This is a genomic window from Ureibacillus sp. GCM10028918 (assembly GCF_042666115.1).
In the GTDB taxonomy this organism is placed as follows: Bacteria; Bacillota; Bacilli; order Bacillales_A; family Planococcaceae; genus Ureibacillus.
The window spans coordinates 563,275-582,963 of record NZ_JBHTFK010000002.1; the positions used below are offsets into that span (position 1 = coordinate 563,275).

Consider the following 19,689-nt stretch of genomic DNA (forward strand, 5'->3'; position numbering starts at 1 on the left):
GTATTTTTTCGTATATTTTGTTTGTAGTCCCACAATATAAGTAATAGTTATGAAAAATAGTATTCCGTTTTGAAGCTCACCTGCATTTCGAAAGGAAGTTTTACTGTGAACCTGTTTCGAGGCGATGCGCATAAAATCTATTGTCACTTAAAGAAAAATTCGGCTGATATACCCAATTCAAAGTATTTGAAAGAAATGAAGGAAGTGCGAGACTTTTATCAATCCATCGAAAGTGAGCTATTAAAGCTAATTTTTTATCGATTGATTAAAGAGAAAAATGGTTCGGGAATGATTCCTGTGTATGTTTCATCGATTCCGTTTTTGTTTCTAATTTTTTCAAATAATCTACAAGAGATTTTATTTGCACAGGGGAGTAAGTATTGGTTAATTTTTATCTTGATTTATATCGGTGGGATTACCTTTAGTTTATTTCTCCATTTTCGAGAGAAGGCATGGGCCGCTTCCCATATCGAAATCATTCAAGATCTATTAACTGAAAGAAAGGATAAATAGAGCCGTTCTACTAAGTAGAACGGCTCTATTTTTTTACTAAAGCGCTTTTTGCAGGGATGCAAAATAAGGTGTTTGTCCATTACGGAAATAAGTGAGTAAGTAGCCGTCTTGTTCAACGACTTGTCCATTTTGTAAAGAATTATTATCAATTGAAAACTGAATGATGAGCGAATGCTTATAGAATTCTTTTTCATTTAGATCTAATTGGGCAAATTCCTCACCAGCAAGTGTCGGCGTTTCTTTTAATAAGTTATATATTTCTCTTTGTACTTCTCGAGATACCCGATCTTCCCACCAAAGTTTTCTTGGTTGGAATTGTTGTTTTGATAAATAATCCAGCTGCATTAAACTACGGACAATTTTTAGATTTACATTTGGCTGAGTAGATAAGAATTCTTCCAATCGCTTAAATAAATCCTCCAGCTGATGACCGATCCGTGACCATCCTTTGTGCTCCCAGTACGTACCAAAGTTCTGGAAGAAATCAAATGGCGTTTCAAATACCTCTGTAACGAGATACTCGATTGTGTTGTCCATCCGATGATCATTCCAATACTTTTCAAGTACATCTTCTGCATGTTTAATGCGGATAATCTCATCGAAGGTTAAAACGTTATTTGAAAAAATCTCATAGGGTGCTAAGTCTACATAAGTGTATCCATATTGCTTTGCTTGAACGCGAAGTCCTGTGCCGCGTAATAGTTTTAGGAAGCCAAGTTGTAGTTCTTCTGGGCGCATAGCAAAGACGTCATTAAATGTTTGACGGAAACTATTATAATCTTCTTCTGGAAGGCCGGCGATTAAATCTAAATGTTGGTCGATTTTGCCGCCTTCTTTAACCATTGTCACTGTTCGTTTAAGTTTTTCAAAGTTTTGACGACGTTTCACAAGTTCATTCGTTAAGTCATTTGTCGATTGGACCCCTATTTCAAAGCGGAATAGCCCACGAGGAGCATTATCATTTAAGAATTGAATGACTTCCGGACGCATAATATCGGCTGTAATTTCAAATTGGAATACAACCCCCGGTTTATGCTCATCAATTAGGAATTGGAACATTTCCATGGCATAGCTGCGACTAATATTAAATGTACGATCGACAAACTTAATCGTTTTGGCACCATTGTCCATTAAATAACGAATTTCTTCTTTTATTTTATCTCGGTTAAAGTAACGAACTCCAACTTCTATAGAAGAAAGACAGAATTGACAGGAAAATGGACAACCACGACTAGTTTCGATATATTGAATTCGCTTTCCTAAAGAGGCACGGTCCTCTTCGAAACGGTAAGGACTTGGAAGCTCCCGTAGATCAATTTTCTTAGGTTGAGCATGGATTTTCATCTTGCCTTCCTGTAAATAACAAATCCCCGGAACATCTTCTAGCGGAATTTCTCCTTCAAAATGTTGAAGTAATTGTTTAAAGGAAAGTTCGCCTTCCCCCATAACGATAAAATCCACTTCTGGTATACGACGCAACCAATCATGGACATCATAAGACACTTCCGGACCACCCAAAATGATTTTCGTATCAGGAGAAACCGTTTTGAGCATCCTGATGACTCCGATTGTCTCTTCTATATTCCAAATATAACAACTAAATCCAACAACATCCGGTTTATGTTGATACAGGTCTGAAACTATATTAAAAGCGGGGTCTTTAATTGTATATTCAATAATTTTAGGGTCAAACTCAGGTTGTGCAGCACCCTTTAAATAACGCAACGCCAAGTTTGTATGGATATATTTGGCGTTCAAAGTTGTTAAAACTATATTCATGAATGAATCTCCTTTATCGACACTTATCAAGATATAACTATACGATTTTTAACGGGCAACGTCTAGATATTATGCGTTTTTAAAGGGGGGGGAAATTTTGTCAATAAATAATCCGTATTTAAGGATCTATTTGTTTGATTTATCATATATTTGCATTATAATTGACTAGTCAATAATTGATTGGTCAATGAATGAGGAGGGAAGATATGCAACAATCATGTGAAGAAATAAAACATATTTTTCTTACGTTCAAAACTATTGATCGGCAGGTTACTCAAAATTTTGAAAAACGAACAGGGATTAGCTTAACTCGTTATGAAATGCTATATACATTATCTAATAGGGGAGAGCTTTCACAAATAGAGTTACAACAAGCTTTGAGAATTGACCAAGCGGCTATTACAAGACACTTAAAGATTCTGGAAGAAAAGTCTTTTGTTAATCGTTATCGTAATCAACAGAATAATCGAGAGGTCATTGTGCAAATTACGGATGTTGGTATAAAAGCTTTAGATCATTGTGATTTAAGTAGAAGGCAATTTTTCGATGAATTATTTAATGGATTTACAGAGCAGGAAACTAAGCAGCTTCAATTTTTAGTAAGTAAATTGATGGATAATACTGAAAAACAGTTTATATAATTATTATGAAAGAGGTTACTAAGATGCCAATAACACAAACAATTCAACAATTAATGCATGAGAGAAAGTCAGTTCGCAGATATAAAGAAGGTGTTGCTATTCCTCGTGAAAAATTACATACTTTACTTCAAAACGCCATCACAGCACCTTCTTCCAGCAATATGCAGCCATGGCGCTTTATCGTAATTGAGGATCAGCAGGTGAAAAAAGAGTTGCGCCGGATTTCAAATGATCAAGAACAAGTGGAAACGTCTTCTGCAATTATTGCCGTGCTCGGTGATCTTGAAATGTACAAAAATGCACAACAAATCTATGATGCTAATTTTGAACAAGGTTTTATGAGTAGAGAAATTGCTGATTTAATGATAAAAAATTCGCTTTCCTTGTATGGAAACTTACCAGAAGAAAAAATAACTAGCATTGTTCACTTTGATGCAGGACTTATCACAATGCAAATTATGTTATTAGCTAAAGAAATGGGTTATGATACAGTACCGATGGGCGGTTTTGACAAGGTTAAATTTGCTGAAAAATTCAATTTACCAAAAAATGAAATACCTATTTTATTAATCGCTATTGGTGAAGCAGCTGCACCAGCTTATGGCTCATCACGTCTGCCTGTTGAACAAATTGCGAAATATATCTAAGTAAACTTAAACTTATTAGTTTTCTTGCGCTTTACATAAAATACGATAAACTTATAGTCGCCAGAATATAAATCGTTTTTATAATATTGTGATACAAATACTTTTAGCAGGTGGAAATTGATTCCACCTGCTTTTTTTATGAACAAATTATTTTTTGCTATTTCTAAGTTTTTCATTTTCGTTTTTCTATTAAATTACTATTTTTTCACAAAACTCCACGTTCACACATTCAACAAATAGAATTATCCATAAACTAAAATATCTCAACTAGGGAGGTGAAATAATGTCTTATAACTACGAAGGAGGCAGTTACAACCGTAACGGCAGTCAATTTGTGTTAATCGTTGTACTGTTTATTTTACTAATTATCGTTGGTGCATCGTTCTTGGGTAATTAGTATTTTCAGCTAGAAGACCAGGTGGTTTTTTGCCTGGTCTTTTATATTATACATATAATTGAGTTAATCCCATATACGAATTCTTGGAACACCTGCTGTTCTTAAATAATCCAATAGTTGGCCGGTATGAACTGATTCATGGTAGGCAATACGTAATAGCATGTCACCTAGATCTCTTATGTACCCTGAATCGGAACGGTCAATTTTAATATTCTTTAAGTCTTTTTCTGAAAAAGAATTTATCGTATCTAGGAATTGTTTTCTATAAGGTTCAGCAAAATCTAATTCGGCCTTTACCGTAGTATAGGGTTGATTTTCAAAAGGTGAGTCGAATGCAGATAAACTGCCTCGATTTTCAATCGCTAGATGGTAATAATGTTCGCTTTCTAGGACATGCCTAATCATTTCCAAGCAAGTCATTGCCTTGCTATCTGGCTTCCAGTTCAGCTTATCTGCCGGAATAGATGTCCACACCTTTATGCTTCTTCTTCTTACTTCAATCAAGTTTAAAATTATTAAATCAATAGAGTTCATAATATCCTCCTTTACTGGTTATATCGTAATTATACACGAATGAATGTTCGCGAAAAAGGGGAGAGGAAATATTTGTCTAATTTACCTGCTGATTAAATCTCGTCGAACGAAAAGAGGGATGGTTTAAAAAGAACGACTATCTTTTGAAATTTTAAGTTTTTACTTTTCGGAAGAGGGAAAATAAATAATCGAATCCTTTGTGGTTAGAAGTCAAAAAGAGAGAGAAGGGAACAACATATGATAGAGGATTTATTAGATCTCTATGATTTTTTAATCAAAAAAGAACGAAAGATGAATAACGCGCTTCAAATAGTTAGTAGTTTAAAAGGTAATCAATTTTTGGAAGAGCTGATTATTCGTACGGAAAAACTCATCGTCAAATCATTGGGCGGTGAAAATGTTCATTGGATTGAAATTAACCAATTCAATGACGCCTTCTTCCAATATAGGCAGGGTTTTATTAAAAAGGAACAGTTAATCTCGATCATTAAGAAAACAATCGACTAATCGTTTCAGGAATTAATTCTAAAAGTTTCATAAACGACAACCACCTTAATCATATGCTGATTTATGAATCCGCTATACGGGTGGTTTACAATAAATTAATAGAATACTGATGAGTTTCGCAGCATGGTTTGCTGTAGCTATTGGAGTAGCAGCTGCATTGAGTTTTTTGGCAATAAATCAGAAGAAGAAAATTAATAAGAGGGCCAGAAAATTTTAGGCGCATCAGGGTGAATATTCGTAAATATTACCATAATTATAAGTAATATGAGCGCGTGAGCTTCATCAGCTTTTCTCCAATGCTATTCTACTTAGCTTTTGAAATACATCAAGATATTTTGTTTTTAACAAACTTCAATTTCAACTCAAAAATTTTTTCATATATCACTTAACTTTTCTATACTTAATTTACTATAAAAAGATAATTTAATACTTATATTGGAAAAATAAACGGGAAGTTGTTGGCTTCCCGTTTTATTATTTTTTAGATATGCATTAAAGTAATTCCTTATGATTTTATTTAAATACAAAAAATGAATCGAGAGAATTATAGTATTCTTGTATATTTAACGATAAATCGTTTATGCAGAAGATTTCTTTTTAGAACAAGAATAATTCTGTTTAAAGCAAAAAAAAGCGATTGACTTAACATGTATTATTGTCTTACAATTTAGAAAAATTAGAATTATTGGAAATATATCCTTTGTAGCACTTTAATGTAAACACTTACATGCATTTCTACTGTTGAGTTGTACCTCTTCTATCAGTCTAAAGTTAGACGCGTCCTTATTTAGTAACGAGCAAGAGTATTGTATTATTCCCTATATGTTTTCGCTTTGTGAGGCAGCTTTTTAAACAACTGTCATCACATGGAGAATATACCCATGTATGTTATTAAAGTAATGGTTGAGTTCCCACCTAGATTGATCAGTCGCCTCCATTCCCTTACTTATTTGTAGTGTTCTTGTTGTTTTTTGTAAATTTCAGGGTTTTTACACGGTTTAGGAAAAGGAGGTGAACAAGATGCATGAAAATAAACTCGTAGACATGATATCAAGCCTAGTTTTGATAGCGGTTTCAATTATTCTATTTATCGCTACTTTTTCATTTAGGGAAATGACTGTTTCCAACGTAGGACCAGACTTCTTGCCAAGGATTGTAGCGATTGCATTATTTATTCTAAGCTTTTCCCTTCTTATCAAAGCATATGTGCAGAAGAAAAAAGAAGGAGAGATCCAAAAGGCTGTGAGTATTGAAAGTATTCCACAAAAAGAAAATAAAAAGGAAATTTATTTATTAGTTATTACTACTCTTTTACTAATTGTTCTCTATCTAATCGTAATGCCCTCTTTAGGATTTTTAATCTCTACTGCTGTTTACTTATATATTCAGATTTACTTAATGGCTCCTGCCGAAAAAAGAAGCCATATTAAAATAGGAATAGTTTCTGTGCTTACTTCTGTAATCGTTTACTTTATATTCAGAAATGTATTTTACTTAATGCTGCCATCAGGAATTTTAGGTTAAGGGGGGGAATTATGTTTGATTTAGTTATTGAAGGGTTTTCGCTTGTTTTGAATTTCCAGACGATGTTGCTTATATTAGGGGGTACACTTCTCGGTTTAATGTTTGGTTTGATACCGGGATTATCTGCTACTATGGCAGTTGCTATTTGTTTACCCATTACCTATGGAATGGGGCCGGTTGAGGGGTTTGCATTATTAATAGGACTTTATATTGGCGGATCTTCCGGAGGATTTATCCCGTCAGTGCTGCTTAATTTGCCGGGTACTCCATCTTCGGTCGCGACGACTTTTGATGGATATCCAATGGCCCAGAAAGGATTAGCGGGCAGAGCATTTGGGATATCCATAATCACTTCATTTTGGGCAGGGTTGATCAGCATAATTGTGCTTGTATTAGTAGCAGAGCCTCTAGCAAAGTTTGCATTAAATTTTGGACCTTTTGAATTTTTTGCAGTAGCACTCCTTGCTTTAACATTAATTTCAAGTCTTTCAGAGGGTTCACTATTAAAAGCGCTAATTAGCGCCTTACTTGGTTTAACATTTGCTTTTGTCGGCTCTGCACCAATAGACGCGTATCCAAGGTTTACATTTGGAATAAGCGAACTTTCTGCAGGTTTTAATATGCTGCCTGTATTAATAGGAATATTTGCGATATCGGAAATGTTGAAAATAATAGAAAACAAAAATCAAATCAATACGCCAAATAGTCAAGTTAATATGAAACAGGTAAAAATTAAAGGCTTAGGGTGGTCGCTTAAAGATTTTTGGAAACAGAAATGGAACTTCATCAGATCAACACTGATTGGTTTAGGAATTGGGATATTGCCTGGTATTGGAGGCGGAACCGCAAACCTAGTTGCATATGGGACTGCAAAGAAACAATCAAAGTATCCTGAAAAATTTGGAACTGGTATAGATGACGGTGTTGTCGCTTCCGAGGCATCGAATAATGCTACTATTGGTGGTGATATGGTTCCGTTAATTTCACTTGGCATACCAGGTGATACGGTTACGGCAATGTTATTGGGAGGGCTCATGCTACATGGTCTTCAACCGGGCCCCCTGCTTATAGAACAGAACGGTCCGGTTGTTTACTCTATTTATGCGGCTTTATTTATCGCTAATATTTTCATGGTAATCCTGTTATATCTGGGCATGCGTGGGTTTGTAAAAATGCTTAGCATAGAGAAGTATTACCTTTATCCGATTATTATCGCACTTTGTGTTGTAGGTGCGTTTGGGGTTAATAATCGTTTATTTGATGCATTTGCACTACTGGCTTTTGGAATCATTGGTTATTTAATGGTTAAAACAAAATTTCCACTTGTACCTCTTATTCTAGGATTTATTCTAGGACCATTATTAGAAACAAATTTGAGAAGAGGGTTGCAATTATCAGACGGAAGCTTCATGCCTTTTTTGACTGAACCAATTTCTGGACTGTTCTTACTAGCTACAGTTTTATCGATTGTGTTCAGCATTATAAAAGATAGAAAATCACGTATGGCTAAATCTGCTAAAATAGCAGGTTAAAAAATTATAAAGGGGACATGGAATATGAAAAAAAGTATCAGTAAAGCGGCAGTAAGTTTGGTAGCGCTGTCAATGTTGTTGGGTGCGTGTAGCAACAGTGATAGCGGCAGCAATAGCAGCAGCAATTCTGACGGTGGCGAATCAAGCTATCCAACAAAACCGATTAATATTATAGTTCCTGCTGGTGCAGGCGGTGATACAGACAGAAATACCCGTATTACGGCGGAATATTTAGCAGAAGAGTTGGATGGCAATTTAGTTGTTACTAACGTGAATGGGTCGGGAGGTACTGTGGGTGCACAGCAAGTAATAGATGCGGATCCTGATGGTTACACTGCTTTATCATTTCATAATTCAACTATTATCAATAGTTTACTAGAATTGGCGGACTTTGGTTATGAAGATTATCAATTAGCCGGCTCTGCAATCACAGACTTATCAAATTCCTTTATTGTGAGTGCAGATTCGGAATTTACGGATTTGCAATCATTAATTGATGCAGCAAAAGAAAAACCAGGTGAAATTACAATTGCAACAGAAACTGGCGCATTTACTCATTTACAGCTGCTTGCGTTCCAAAATCTAACAGATACAGAATTTAAAATTGTTGATGTTGGAAGTGCAGCAGAAAAAACTACGGCTTTATTAGGTGGACAAATTGATATTATTCCAACTCAGCTGGGATTGGTTCAAGAATATATCGAGTCTGGAGATTTCCGTTCTTTAGGTGTCATGTCGGAAGAACGCTTGGCTGGAGCACCGGATGTTCCGACTTTTGTTGAACAAGGTGTTGATTTGAAGTTTGATAAATTCTTCTATTGGGCATTCCCAAAAGATACTCCACAAGAAGTGGTGGATAAATTTAGTGAAGCTTTGGAAAATGTGACAAATAATCCTGAGTTCCAAAAGGAAATTGAACCTCACTTATTAGATACAAACTATCTAAGCCCAGATGACTTAAGTGCGCATTTTGAAAAAACAACAGAAGAATATAAGGCATTGTTAGACGCAGCTCAATAAAGAATTACGATAACCAAATTTATTGAGAAAAAGTTTGGCCTATTGTAGACTATCCAGATTTGGATAGTCTACTCTAAGTAACAAAATGCCATAAAGCTTGAGATTGGAAAATTGGAGTGTTTTAATCCGGAGTATATCTTAACTTGCTCAGTGGATACTTCAGGTTAAAGTGATAAAAACCTTGGTAAAGGTGGGATTGCAAGTGGTGGTAGGAACAAAACCGCTCTATATAAAAGTGCATCCACAAGATAATACAGCAATTGTTGTTAATGATCGAGGAGTAGATGCGGGAGCTAAGTTTGATAGTGGCATAGAAGCAATTGAAAAAATTCCTCAAGGCCATAAAATTGCACTAGAAGCAGTAGAAGAAGGCGGTATCCTTCGTCGATATGGCGAGATTATTGGCTATGCGGTTCAGCGAATTGAAAAAGGAAGATGGATTCGAGAGTCAATGTTGACATTACCAACGCCGCCTTCACTAGAAAACTTAAATATTAGTACCAATATTAAAGAAATAAAAGCTGAACAAACAAACCTCACTTTTAAAGGGTTCCGAAATAGCAATGGCACGGTCGGGACAAAGAACATTTTAGGGATTACGACGAGTGTACAGTGTGTTGTTGGAGTCCTGGATTATGCAGTTGCAAAAATAAAAAAAGAACTGCTTCCGTTATATGAAAATGTCGATGATGTTGTAGCACTAAAACACGCTTATGGTTGCGGTGTGGCAATTCAAGCGGAAGACGCGGAGATTCCAATACGAACGATTACGAATCTATCAACACATGCAAACTTTGGTGGAGAAATAATGGTCGTTGGATTGGGCTGCGAAAAATTACAGGCATCGGTTATTACCGATGACGCAAGAAATATATTGCTGCTTCAGGAAAAGACTGGTTTTCAAAATATGGTGGAAGATATTTTGAAAATGGCAGAAGAAAAATTAAAAAAATTAAATGTTCGCAAGCGACAAGATTGTCCGATTAGTGATCTGGTTATTGGTGTCCAATGTGGAGGAAGTGATGCTTTTTCCGGTGTTACAGCGAATCCAGCTGTCGGTTATGCTACTGATCTATTAGTTAAAGCTGGCGCAACTGTATTATTTTCCGAAGTGACAGAAGTTCGTGATGCCATTCATCTATTAACACCTAGAGCAGAAAATGAGCAAGTTGGGAAGGCTTTAATCAGAGAAATGAAGTGGTACGATCACTATTTAGCCAAAGGAAGTGCAGACCGCAGTGCTAATCCATCTCCTGGCAATAAAAAAGGTGGACTCTCTAATATTGTAGAAAAAGCGTTAGGGTCTATCGTGAAATCTGGTACTTCTCCAATTGTGGATGTACTTGGTCCAGGGGAAAAAGTGCGGAAAAAGGGATTGGTATTTGCGGCAACTCCGGCAAGTGACTTTGTATGTGGGACGCTTCAAGCAGCGTCAGGGATTCATTTGCAAATTTTCACAACCGGACGGGGGACTCCATATAACTTACCCGTGGTACCAGTCATCAAAGTTTCTACGCGAAGCTCATTAAAAAAAGAATGGCACGATTTAATAGATCTAGATGCTGGAACAATTGCTACTGGTGAAGAAACATTGGAAGAAGTAGGGCAAAAAATCTTCGACTCCATTATCCGTGTGGCAAGTGGTGAAGAAAAAACTTGGGGCGACAAGTGGGGTATCACTAACGATATAACATTATTTAATCCTGCTCCAATTACTTGAATTTTTGTCTTACAATATTACGATTTGAAAAGGGGAATGTAAATGACAGTTGAACGATCGATTCCAAGAGGAATTTTAGGCTTTCCGGTAACACCGATGAATGAGGACCTATCCATTAACTATGAGAGCTTCCAAGAAAATATTGAGTTTTTAATCGATAATGGATTAACTTCAGTGTTTATTGCATGTGGAGCAGGTGAGTTTCATGCCATTAATGAAAAAGAGTACGAACAACTTATTATTAAAGCGAAAGAAACCGTACAAAACCGCGTGCCAATTTATACAGGAGTCGGGGGCAAAATTACAGAAGCGCTGAGACAAACCGAGTTATCTGCAAAACATGGTGTAGAAGGGTACTTAATATTACCGCCCTATTTAATTGATCCTTCACAAGACGGCATCTATGCATATTTGAAATCAATTATTGAAAGTACAGATTTGAACGCAATTGTATACCAACGCGATAACTGCATTCTGACGTTGGACACATTGAAAAAATTAGCTGAAATACCTCAACTAGTTGGTTTCAAAGATGGGGTAGGCAATATTGAGACAAATGTTGAATTTACACAAGCGTTAGGTAATCGTTTGGCTTGGATCAATGGTATGCCATTAGCAGAAGTGACAATGCCTACTTATTTAAATATAGGCTTTGATACGTATTCATCTGCTATCTCAAATTATATTCCTTACGTATCAAGGCAATATTTAAATGCGCTCTTAAATGGTAATGAAGAAAAAGTTAAACAAATTTATGAAGACGTGATCTTCCCTATTCACAATATTAGAAAACAAAAGAAAGGGTATGCCGTATCACTCATAAAAGCAGGGATGAATATTGTCGGACTAGCGGTAGATACTCATGTTCGTCCACCTATTGCACCAGTAGAACAACATCATTATGATGCATTAACAGAAATTATTAATCTAGCAAAAGAGAAATATGTTGAAGTGCCTGGTGGGAGTGTAAATAGCAATTCATGATATCTGCATGAATTGTGAATGGATTTCTCATAAAAATACTCTAAGCCCTTATGGGTAAAGATTGAGCTGCTGAATATATGCAATGCATCAATTATTATCATTAATACATTTTTGTCAAGAAACGAATATAGTCACCAAGTGAAAGGAGAGATAATTGTATATCTCTTCTTTAATTATTAATAAGGATGTGGAAAAATGGAAAAGTTCAAGGTGTTAATTCCTTTGCCTGTTTCTCAAGAAGCGCTAGATATTCTTGAACAGAACCAATGTACGGTAATTTGTTTACCCAATGATTCTGAACAAGAAATTGAAAAATATATAGAAGAAGTCGATGCTGTGCTTCTTCGGACAACAAACTTCAGAAAGGAAATGATTGATCAAGCCAGAAATTTAAAAATCATTGCAAGGCATGGTGTAGGATTTGACCAAATCGATGTGGAGCATGCCATTTCAAAAGGAATTAAAGTGTGCTATGCGCCATTGTCCAATATTAATTCAGTAGCCGAACACACAGTTATGCTTATGATGGCGTTGGCAAAACGCGTAAATGAAGGGCAAATTGCAGTCAAAACAAATCAATTTAACAAACGTAATGGATTAATGGGTATTGAACTGAAAAATAAAACAGTAGGTCTAATTGGTATAGGAAATATCGGAAAGCTAGTTGCACAAAAGGCTCACTTTGGTTTTGGCATGAATATTATCGCTTATGATCCGTATGTCAAAGAATTGGATGAAGAGTATATTCAACTTGTCGATTCAATGGAAATGTTATTAAAAAGTGCGGACTTTATTTCACTTCACGTACCGTATCTGCCGTCCACCCATCACTTAATTGGTGAAAGTGAGCTTGCTCAAATGAAGCCTACTGGATATTTAATAAACGCTGCAAGAGGTGGTATTCTAGATGAGCAAGCGGTCTTGGATGCCATTAATAACGGCATAATTGCCGGGGCCGCATTAGATGTATTTGAAGGAGAGCCGTTTGACATTAATGACGGGTGGTATTCAGTTGATCAAGCAGTACTTACACCTCACGTCGCAGCTTTAACAGTAGATGCTATGAGGGATATGGCTATCGTAACGGCTACTCAAATTGTCGATGTGAAATGTGGCAAGCAGCCATCTTTCTGCCTGAACGAACAAGTGGCAAGGAGGTAATACATGGGGAAAATGCGAATCAAACAAAATCAATTACAATCGTTATGTACGGAAATTTTGGCAAAACGATTAGATCGTTGCGAAGCGGAAATCATCTCGGATTCTCTCGTTTTCGCGGATTTGTATGGTGTTCATTCCCACGGTGTTATTAAACTTAAAGCGAGCTTGGACCGCTTAAATAGCAAACTCATTGAGCCAAAAACCGAAATTCAATTAGAACGCGACATGAATGCAGTGGCACTCATTAATGCGAATAACGGCTGGGGGCAAGTGGCTTCTGTTTACGCAATGAATCTTTGTATCGAGAAGAGTAAGGAGTATAACGCAAGTTTCGTTGGTGTTAAAAATTCCAACCATTATGGGATTGGAAGGTATTATACAATGAGGGCAGCCCGTGAAGGAATGATTGGTTTTGCTTTCTCGAATGCCTCGAATTATATGGTGCCGTTTGGAGCTAAAACACCAAGTATCGGAGCAAATGCATTAAGTATGAGTGTTCCAACGAAAAATGACTTTATTATTACGCTGGATATGTCGACAAGTAATGTAGCAAGAGGTAAAATCGCGATTGCCCAACGGGATGGAAAACCCATTCCGAATGGATGGGCAATTACAATCGATGGTGAAAATACAACAGATCCAGAAGAAGCGATGCAAGGGTATTTGTTGCCTCTTGGCGCCAAAGGTTCCGGTATGGCAATCATGCTGGATATTCTTTCAGGCATATTAACGGGTTCTAACTTCGGTGCTAATATTCCATCCCAATTTGATGGAACTGAACCTCAAAAACTGGGTCATCTCTTTGCTGCTATGAATATTGAAAGTTTCATAGATACGAACAAATTTTTTGACCGAATAGAAGTCAAAGTAAATGAGACCGTTTCGACAGAACCATTAGAAGGATTTGATCGGGTTGTAATGCCTGGCCAGCAGTCGTACGAAACGTATCAGAAGAATAGTCTGCAAGGGATCCCTTTGGATAAAATTGTTTTAGAAGAATTAATTTCATTGGCGAAAACATATGAAGTTGACACATTATTCATAGAAGAATTACATTCGGCCATTGGAGGCGAAATCTAATGGGGAAAATCATTCTAAAAGAGGTTGTATTATCTGCACTTTGTGTAGAAGTCTTTACCTGTAAAGTCCCACAGCATGAAGCGAAAATCATCATTGATAATTTAATTGAAGCCGATTTAACAGGTGTCTCATCACACGGAGTGACCAAGGTGTTTGATTACCTAGTAAGACAAGAGAAAAATTTGATTTCAGCCTCTACTGAAATTGCAGTAGAACGCGATCAAATAACAACGTTTACTTGGAATGCCAATAATGGCTGGGGTGCCGTAGCAGGGAAGAAGGCCATGGAGGAATGTGTTGAACGTGCCAAAATATATGGCGTAAGTTTTGGAGCAGTAAACCATTCGAATCACTTTGGCATAGCGTCTTACTATACAAAAATGGCTGCGAAAAAAGACATGATTGGTTTCGCGTTTACAAATTCCTCTAGTCTTATGGTGCCTTATGGGGGAAAAACACCGTCTCTAGGGACAAATCCGATTTGTATTAGTGTACCGACTGGGTCAGATGTTATTGTAACGCTCGATATGTCAACAGCAATCACAGCGAGAGGCCGCATTAATTTAGCGCAAAAGTTAAATCAAAAAATTCCCGAAAATTGGGCCATCACGGTTGATGGGAATAAAACAACAGACCCGACTGAAGCATTACAGGGATATATTCTACCAATGGGTGCGAAAGGCTCTGGTTTAGCGATTATGGTTGATATATTAGCTGGCGTATTAACCGATGCAAACTTTGGTAGTGGTGTGCCACGTCAGTATGAGGAAGATATTCCTCAAAACTTAGGTCATCTTTTTGGGGCAATTGATATTTCTAAGTTTATCGATTTAGAAGATTTTTATAAAAATATGAAAGAGCGCATCGACCAAATTGTTAATTCTGAACCGATAGAAGGCTTTAATCGTGTCATGTTCCCTGGACAAATTGAACATGAGAAAAAATGCGAACAACTTGAAAATGGAATAGAGTTAGATAAGGAGATTTATCTAGAACTGATTTCATTAGCAAAGAAGTATAATGTTAACGTGGAACGCTATGAACAAATATTAAATGAAGTATATTAAGGAGAGTTTTTAGCAATCGGGTTTCATAACTAAAATCATACGTTTTTTCATTTGTATGAATAGATAATTACAAGAAGGTTGAGATAGCGGTTAGCTATGTCGAAAGCATTATTAACGTAGGCCATATCCCCCAAGAATGAGGGGGTATGGCTTTATTTAGTAGTATTGGCCTTCAGTTTTCCAAGGCTTTTAGTTATATCTTTAAGTTCAGATGTACAGACACTTTTTTCTTGTAATCTATTAATAGGAATAAATTTAAAAACAACAACGATACTAACATTGTTAAAGGAATTACCCATAAGTATGCATCATTTAATTTCATACCAATTAAAAAAACTAACAGAACCATTATAGGGGATAAGATATAATACACTTTTGTATTATATAGCCGACCATATGGAAAGAAATGTGCACTCGTTACCATGGCAAAAAATACAAGCGCTTCATTTGGTTTTGAAAAGAAAGCCCAAAATATTAATGGGAAATAAACAAACTGTGCTAAGTTCAAAATTAAACCTAGATTACCGAGTGGGTTGCTCTTAGCCTTCCAATCAACTTTCATAAACTTTGAAATCAAAACTGCTAATGGAAACATTAAACCAGTTGAATACAAGGCAAATATATTCTTCATATTGATTTCAAACGATTGCAAAAAGAGAATGGTGATGATGCCCCATATAATTACACCTGATAACAAGAATGAGGTACCATTTTTGCTTTTGAGAGATAATTCATTTTTCATTGCCATTAAATCCATATCTTTTCCCCTTTTATAATTGCTAATATTTCGCTCTTCTGTATTTTTTTATGAATCATTTATACACTACATTTTCTATTTCTCTTCCAATTAAATTAAATCTTAAGGAACTCTTTTCGGAAATGAGAATCTGATAAAAAAGGATGATGTATTATCTGCTATAGACACTATGAAGGTAGCTGTTGGAAGAGACTAGATAAATAACATGAAACGAAACATCGCTGAATCCGACTCATTCAATATGGAGGCGATTAAATTGAAAAGAATAATATTGCTAATGGTTGTTGCATTGGTTTTAACTGCCTGTGGACAAGGAAAAAGTAATACACTATCAAAAAAAAATCCAAACGAGGAACTGCCGGCATCCATTGAAGAAGTGGAGATTACTATCGCAGCAACAACGGATGAGGAAGCTGTTCAACTTATACGTAGTTATGTTGCTGATGAGCTTGAAGAAAAGGCTTACTCAGGACTCTATTTGGAACATGAACCATTTAAGCATTTCGTTATCTTGATACAGGAATTATATCCTCTCGAAGATGTAGCAGATGATATTGGAAAATATTCACTGCAAATGGGCAAAGGTGAAGGGGAATATAGGGTAAAATTAAAGTCTGCAACGTTTTCTTATCTAACACTAGAAAAGGTAGCGAATCAATTAAATACATCTCATGAGGCATTAATCGTTACAGAACGACCCGTATTGTCATTCGGCATCAACGAAATGGAAAATCGGATCGATCTTTATGTGTCAAATCGAGAAGATTTAAATGAGGAACTCCTTGCTGAAATTACCGTTGGAAACGAGGGGATTGTCCGCATAGAAGAAGGCGTTATGGGATCAGTCGATGAGCAGGGGATTCCAACAGCTCAACCTTATATTGTCGGTAATATTATGGAGGAAAAGGAAGCCGAGAACCTAGTTTTTTTGATTGACAATCAAATTTATGTATTAGTCAATAGTGCAACGGTGATTAAAGATCAGAATGGCAACACAATCGGAGCCGAACAATTAAATGTAGGGGACAAAGTAGCGGTTTGGACAGATGGCGGCATTGAGGAATCGCTGCCGGCTTCTGGTTATGCGGTTGCTATTCAGCTACAATAAAGGAGGTTTTGGGAGTATGGAAATATTAATAGATGGCAAGTAGTATTAATGGTAACCGTAAATCATCCTTAGTGTTCTTTTTGATAGAGAGCGTACCGTTACTATTATTTATAATTTCTTTCATCTTAGGCAAAAGAAGATTGGTGAGGACATTCAAAGAACGAAACACTGAAAATAAAATATATATATCAAAATGAAAATCTGTTACTGAACGATATGAAGCATTTATGCAGGAACTAGCAAGTATATAGAAACACAGTATTCAACAATCAGGCACTTTCCTATTCAAAAAGGAAAGTGTTTTTCATTAGGTCATTAAATTGAACAGAGATAAATAATAATTTCAATTTTGGATAGTTTAAGATTAACATCAATAAATCAACAAGGAGGATTTCGATTGGCTTATAACGAGAATAATAATAGCCCAAATTTGAAAAGAAAATCGAAACCAAAGTTGAAAAAAGAAGAAATTACTATTGTTGACACGGATTCCGCACGTAAAGCCGTTTTTGCAACTTCTGTTGGTAATGGAATGGAATGGTTTGATTTTGGAATTTACTCGTATCTAGCAGTTACAATTGGACAAGTATTTTTCCCTGAAGTAAGTGGACCGATGCAATTGGTATTTGCTTTTGCAACATTTGCAGTTGCCTTTATAGCTCGACCTATTGGCGGGATTTTCTTTGGAATGCTTGGGGACCGTTTAGGCCGTAAAAAAGTCTTAGCTATTACCTTAATGATGATGGCTCTGGCAACGTTAAGTATTGGCTTAATCCCAGGCTATTCATCAATTGGCACTACTGCGACAGTGCTTTTACTCATTGCTCGTCTAGTTCAAGGATTTTCAGCGGGTGGAGAATATTCAGGTGCTATGACGTTTATTGCCGAATCCACACCCGATAAAAAAAGAGGTTTTATGTCAAGTGGTCTGGAGGTAGGTACCTTAGTTGGCTATATCGCCGGAGCTGGTCTTGTTACTCTACTCACCTATATTTTAGGGGAGGATACAATGTTGGAATGGGGTTGGCGTATTCCTTTTTTCTTATCTGCCCCTATTGGTTTAATTGGCTTTTATTTGCGAAATAATTTAGAGGAAACACCTGCATTTGAGGCAATGCAGGAAAATAAATCCGACGATGATGATGAATCCGTAAAGCATATATTACAGTACCATTGGAGAGCAATCCTGATTGGTATGTTTGTTGTTTTCTTTTATATTGTTGTAAATTATATCGTTTTATCATATATGCCATCTCATTTAACCGCTGTTCTTGGTTATGGAGAAACAGAAGGACTTTTGTTAATTGTTATTGTAATGGTAATTATGATTCCGATTGTTCTGTTAATGGGCTATTTTAGTGACCGTATTGGAGCAAAGAAAGTAATTCAAGGCGGTTTAATCGGGTTGATTCTTTTAAGTATACCTGCGTTTAATTTAATCGGCAGTGGAAATACCATACATGTATTTTTTGGGTTAATGATTCTTGGGATATTTTCCGCTTCTTTCCAGGGGACAATGCCAGCACTATTACCTTCTCTATTTTTTACAAATGTAAGGAATGGGGCATTGGCGATTACATTTAATATTTCTGCATCGTTGTTCGGGGGAACGACACCTTTACTTGTATCTTGGCTAATTAGCAAAACGGCGAATCAAATGATACCTGCCTACTATGCGATATTTGCATCGATTGTTGGTTTAATTGTGGTAACCCTTTTTCTAAAAGATACTTCAGGAAAAGCTCTTCGAGGTTCACCTCCGGCGGTTGAAGAGAAAGCTGAAATAAAAGAGATTTTGGAAGAACCAGAAGAAGCATTATGGTGGACTGAAGAAAAGAAAGAAATAGAAGAGCGTATTGAAGATCGTTCGGAAGACGGAAAGTAAATTATGAGCAATTAAAAGAAGTATTTTATTATCTTATATTCGAAGGGCGCAATTCTAATGAAATTGCGCCCTTTCTTTTTGAATTCCATTAGTACCTTGAGGATATTTGATAAGCGACCCACAGTGATAAATAGCAATTAGTTAGATGAAACAGTGCTAACAAACTTCATAAAAAAGTTTTAGGTCAAAGTAATTGGAATACCAATTACTTTTGCTTTTTCGTAAAAACTATGATTTTGTTATTCAACAATCGGGCCAGATTGTTGAATAGTTCTTTTATAGATTCAGACTTAGAGAGAACCTAATAAAGATATTCATAGAACTAATTCTCATCCTAATCACATCAACTCATGCAAAAATGCATTACCCAGTAACTTCTCAGAAGATACTTGGGTAATGCATTTGTATGGATTTCTATTCAGTAAATAATTGTATGTTGCTAATATCCTTTTCTGAAAGCGATTCTTGCAAGATAAGATTTACCTCACTTTGTATAGTTCTTATATGCTGTTGACCACTGGGAGTAAGTACAACATAAACACTTCGTTTGTCATCAATATAACTAGCTCTTTCCACTGGCTGCAGGTGGTGTTGCTCAAGTCTTGAAACCAAACGGGATAAAGCACTTTGGCTAAGACTGATCATACTCTGAAGTTGCGATAGTCGGAGTTTCTTATCGCTTGTTTCATTTAGAAACATCATTAAGTAAAACTCATTCAAACCAAAATGGTATTTTTGTTGAAGGAAATAATCTAGTGATTGTGTAACTCTATTATGGAACTTTGAAAAGTTAACCCAATCATAGATTAATTGTTCAGGTTGATTCATGGTCA

General features: G+C 36.2%; 19 protein-coding genes. 15 read left to right on the forward strand and 4 right to left on the reverse strand.

All coding sequences use genetic code 11. From position 1 onward, the window contains the following. The first annotated feature begins 105 nt into the window (after nucleotides 1-105). Nucleotides 106-513 carry a hypothetical protein gene (locus ACFQU5_RS02780; RefSeq protein ID WP_390284475.1) on the forward strand — a complete coding sequence of 136 codons (408 nt, stop codon included), beginning with the start codon at nucleotides 106-108 and terminating at the stop codon, nucleotides 511-513. Nucleotides 514-549: 36 nt separating this feature from the next. Here the strand turns inward: ACFQU5_RS02780 and ACFQU5_RS02785 are convergent, their stop codons facing one another. Beyond that, on the reverse strand, nucleotides 550-2,292 hold the full coding sequence (locus ACFQU5_RS02785) for a B12-binding domain-containing radical SAM protein (protein ID WP_390284477.1): 1,743 nt from the start codon (nucleotides 2,290-2,292) through the stop codon (nucleotides 550-552). 206 nt (nucleotides 2,293-2,498) lie between these two features. On the opposite strand from ACFQU5_RS02785, the gene ACFQU5_RS02790 reads away from it, so the two are divergent. The 3 genes from ACFQU5_RS02790 to ACFQU5_RS02800 all read left to right on the forward strand — a co-directional run bounded on the left by ACFQU5_RS02790 (nucleotide 2,499) and on the right by ACFQU5_RS02800 (nucleotide 3,977). Further along, complete coding sequence (locus tag ACFQU5_RS02790) at nucleotides 2,499-2,933, forward strand: MarR family winged helix-turn-helix transcriptional regulator (RefSeq protein WP_390284479.1); 435 nt, start codon at nucleotides 2,499-2,501, stop codon at nucleotides 2,931-2,933. Between the two features lie 23 nt (nucleotides 2,934-2,956). Further along, nucleotides 2,957-3,580: a nitroreductase family protein gene (locus tag ACFQU5_RS02795; protein WP_390284481.1), complete on the forward strand. Its 624-nt coding sequence runs from the start codon at nucleotides 2,957-2,959 to the stop codon at nucleotides 3,578-3,580. Between the two features lie 283 nt (nucleotides 3,581-3,863). Further along, on the forward strand, nucleotides 3,864-3,977 hold the full coding sequence (locus ACFQU5_RS02800) for a YjcZ family sporulation protein (RefSeq protein ID WP_390284483.1): 114 nt from the start codon (nucleotides 3,864-3,866) through the stop codon (nucleotides 3,975-3,977). Between the two features lie 63 nt (nucleotides 3,978-4,040). On the opposite strand, the gene ACFQU5_RS02805 is transcribed toward ACFQU5_RS02800, so the two are convergent. Beyond that, nucleotides 4,041-4,511 (reverse strand): DinB family protein, encoded by a 471-nt coding sequence (locus tag ACFQU5_RS02805; RefSeq protein WP_390284485.1) that lies wholly within the window; start codon nucleotides 4,509-4,511, stop codon nucleotides 4,041-4,043. 237 nt (nucleotides 4,512-4,748) lie between these two features. Here ACFQU5_RS02805 and ACFQU5_RS02810 point away from each other — a divergent pair, with 237 nt between their 5' ends. From ACFQU5_RS02810 to ACFQU5_RS02850, 9 genes are all read left to right on the forward strand, one after another. Beyond that, nucleotides 4,749-5,018 (forward strand): hypothetical protein, encoded by a 270-nt coding sequence (locus ACFQU5_RS02810; RefSeq protein WP_390284487.1) that lies wholly within the window; start codon nucleotides 4,749-4,751, stop codon nucleotides 5,016-5,018. 1,020 nt (nucleotides 5,019-6,038) lie between these two features. Then, nucleotides 6,039-6,542, forward strand: coding sequence for a tripartite tricarboxylate transporter TctB family protein (locus ACFQU5_RS02815; RefSeq protein ID WP_390284489.1), 504 nt, complete (start codon nucleotides 6,039-6,041; stop codon nucleotides 6,540-6,542). Between the two features lie 11 nt (nucleotides 6,543-6,553). Continuing rightward, nucleotides 6,554-8,074, forward strand: coding sequence for a tripartite tricarboxylate transporter permease (locus ACFQU5_RS02820; RefSeq protein WP_390284491.1), 1,521 nt, complete (start codon nucleotides 6,554-6,556; stop codon nucleotides 8,072-8,074). A 24-nt stretch (nucleotides 8,075-8,098) separates the two neighbouring features. Continuing rightward, nucleotides 8,099-9,094 carry a tripartite tricarboxylate transporter substrate binding protein gene (locus tag ACFQU5_RS02825; RefSeq protein WP_390284493.1) on the forward strand — a complete coding sequence of 332 codons (996 nt, stop codon included), beginning with the start codon at nucleotides 8,099-8,101 and terminating at the stop codon, nucleotides 9,092-9,094. Between the two features lie 190 nt (nucleotides 9,095-9,284). After that, a complete protein-coding gene (gene garD / locus ACFQU5_RS02830; RefSeq protein ID WP_390284710.1) occupies nucleotides 9,285-10,814 on the forward strand; it encodes a galactarate dehydratase in 1,530 nt (509 codons plus the stop codon). 42 nt (nucleotides 10,815-10,856) lie between these two features. After that, nucleotides 10,857-11,798 (forward strand): 5-dehydro-4-deoxyglucarate dehydratase, encoded by a 942-nt coding sequence (gene kdgD, locus ACFQU5_RS02835; RefSeq protein WP_390284495.1) that lies wholly within the window; start codon nucleotides 10,857-10,859, stop codon nucleotides 11,796-11,798. A gap of 195 nt (nucleotides 11,799-11,993) precedes the next feature. Continuing rightward, complete coding sequence (locus ACFQU5_RS02840) at nucleotides 11,994-12,959, forward strand: hydroxyacid dehydrogenase (protein WP_390284497.1); 966 nt, start codon at nucleotides 11,994-11,996, stop codon at nucleotides 12,957-12,959. A 3-nt stretch (nucleotides 12,960-12,962) separates the two neighbouring features. Next, nucleotides 12,963-14,039 (forward strand): Ldh family oxidoreductase, encoded by a 1,077-nt coding sequence (locus ACFQU5_RS02845; RefSeq protein ID WP_390284499.1) that lies wholly within the window; start codon nucleotides 12,963-12,965, stop codon nucleotides 14,037-14,039. Then, entirely contained in the window at nucleotides 14,039-15,106 is a 1,068-nt protein-coding gene (locus ACFQU5_RS02850) for an Ldh family oxidoreductase (protein ID WP_390284501.1), read from the forward strand. The genes ACFQU5_RS02845 and ACFQU5_RS02850 overlap by 1 nt, the downstream gene beginning before the upstream one ends. Before the next feature lie 193 nt (nucleotides 15,107-15,299). Here the strand turns inward: ACFQU5_RS02850 and ACFQU5_RS02855 are convergent, their stop codons facing one another. Next, nucleotides 15,300-15,863 (reverse strand): DUF7010 family protein, encoded by a 564-nt coding sequence (locus tag ACFQU5_RS02855; RefSeq protein WP_390284503.1) that lies wholly within the window; start codon nucleotides 15,861-15,863, stop codon nucleotides 15,300-15,302. 256 nt (nucleotides 15,864-16,119) lie between these two features. Between ACFQU5_RS02855 and ACFQU5_RS02860 the strand changes: the two genes are divergently transcribed. Both ACFQU5_RS02860 and ACFQU5_RS02865 read left to right on the forward strand, forming a co-directional pair. Continuing rightward, entirely contained in the window at nucleotides 16,120-16,971 is an 852-nt protein-coding gene (locus ACFQU5_RS02860; protein ID WP_390284505.1) for a DUF3221 domain-containing protein, read from the forward strand. Between the two features lie 397 nt (nucleotides 16,972-17,368). Next, on the forward strand, nucleotides 17,369-18,856 hold the full coding sequence (locus ACFQU5_RS02865) for an MFS transporter (protein ID WP_390284507.1): 1,488 nt from the start codon (nucleotides 17,369-17,371) through the stop codon (nucleotides 18,854-18,856). A gap of 414 nt (nucleotides 18,857-19,270) precedes the next feature. Here the strand turns inward: ACFQU5_RS02865 and ACFQU5_RS02870 are convergent, their stop codons facing one another. Further along, nucleotides 19,271-19,684: a MarR family winged helix-turn-helix transcriptional regulator gene (locus tag ACFQU5_RS02870; protein ID WP_390284509.1), complete on the reverse strand. Its 414-nt coding sequence runs from the start codon at nucleotides 19,682-19,684 to the stop codon at nucleotides 19,271-19,273. Between the last annotated feature and the right edge of the window lie 5 nt (nucleotides 19,685-19,689).

Coding starts and splice junctions, on each gene's coding strand:
- kdgD (WP_390284495.1), top strand. CDS start 10,857: ATGACAGTTGAACGATCGATTCCAAGAGGAATTTTAGGCTTTCCGGTA.
- ACFQU5_RS02825 (WP_390284493.1), top strand. CDS start 8,099: ATGAAAAAAAGTATCAGTAAAGCGGCAGTAAGTTTGGTAGCGCTGTCA.
- ACFQU5_RS02810 (WP_390284487.1), top strand. CDS start 4,749: ATGATAGAGGATTTATTAGATCTCTATGATTTTTTAATCAAAAAAGAA.
- ACFQU5_RS02800 (WP_390284483.1), top strand. CDS start 3,864: ATGTCTTATAACTACGAAGGAGGCAGTTACAACCGTAACGGCAGTCAA.
- ACFQU5_RS02840 (WP_390284497.1), top strand. CDS start 11,994: ATGGAAAAGTTCAAGGTGTTAATTCCTTTGCCTGTTTCTCAAGAAGCG.
- ACFQU5_RS02850 (WP_390284501.1), top strand. CDS start 14,039: ATGGGGAAAATCATTCTAAAAGAGGTTGTATTATCTGCACTTTGTGTA.
- ACFQU5_RS02820 (WP_390284491.1), top strand. CDS start 6,554: ATGTTTGATTTAGTTATTGAAGGGTTTTCGCTTGTTTTGAATTTCCAG.
- ACFQU5_RS02785 (WP_390284477.1), bottom strand. CDS start 2,292: ATGAATATAGTTTTAACAACTTTGAACGCCAAATATATCCATACAAAC.
- ACFQU5_RS02815 (WP_390284489.1), top strand. CDS start 6,039: ATGCATGAAAATAAACTCGTAGACATGATATCAAGCCTAGTTTTGATA.
- ACFQU5_RS02870 (WP_390284509.1), bottom strand. CDS start 19,684: ATGAATCAACCTGAACAATTAATCTATGATTGGGTTAACTTTTCAAAG.
- ACFQU5_RS02795 (WP_390284481.1), top strand. CDS start 2,957: ATGCCAATAACACAAACAATTCAACAATTAATGCATGAGAGAAAGTCA.
- ACFQU5_RS02805 (WP_390284485.1), bottom strand. CDS start 4,511: ATGAACTCTATTGATTTAATAATTTTAAACTTGATTGAAGTAAGAAGA.
- ACFQU5_RS02855 (WP_390284503.1), bottom strand. CDS start 15,863: ATGGATTTAATGGCAATGAAAAATGAATTATCTCTCAAAAGCAAAAAT.
- ACFQU5_RS02790 (WP_390284479.1), top strand. CDS start 2,499: ATGCAACAATCATGTGAAGAAATAAAACATATTTTTCTTACGTTCAAA.
- ACFQU5_RS02845 (WP_390284499.1), top strand. CDS start 12,963: ATGGGGAAAATGCGAATCAAACAAAATCAATTACAATCGTTATGTACG.